Origin of the sequence: Bacillus sp. SIMBA_005 (assembly GCF_046535585.1) — a bacterium.
Lineage (GTDB): Bacteria > Bacillota > Bacilli > Bacillales > Bacillaceae > Bacillus > Bacillus pumilus.
The window spans coordinates 1-234 of the sequence record NZ_JAWRWI010001220.1 but is presented as its reverse complement, the minus strand read 5'-3'; the positions used below and the strand labels follow the sequence as shown (position 1 = coordinate 234).

The following is a 234-nucleotide window of genomic DNA, read 5'->3' as shown; positions in this document are numbered from 1 at the left end:
CCAAGACGTCATCTTACTTGACTAAAAGCCACACTAACTAATGAGAGAAGTTGAAATGAAATATCCGACAGGCGTGGAAAACCATGGAGGGAAATTACGTATCTGGTTTGTTTATAAAGGCGTAAGAGTCAGGGAAAATCTGGGGGTTCCTGACACAGCAAAAAACAGGCGCGTTGCAGGTGAACTACGCGCCTCTGTTTGTTACGCAATAAAAACTGGTGTTTTCGACTATGC

Annotated in this window: 1 protein-coding gene; it reads left to right on the top strand. The window is 43.6% G+C overall.

Annotated elements, in window-relative coordinates:
• Nucleotides 1–40: 40 nt before the first annotated feature.
• Nucleotides 41–234, top strand: a 194-nt coding sequence (locus SB660_RS23935; protein ID WP_410585110.1) for an Arm DNA-binding domain-containing protein, incomplete at its 3' end; no start/stop codon positions are given.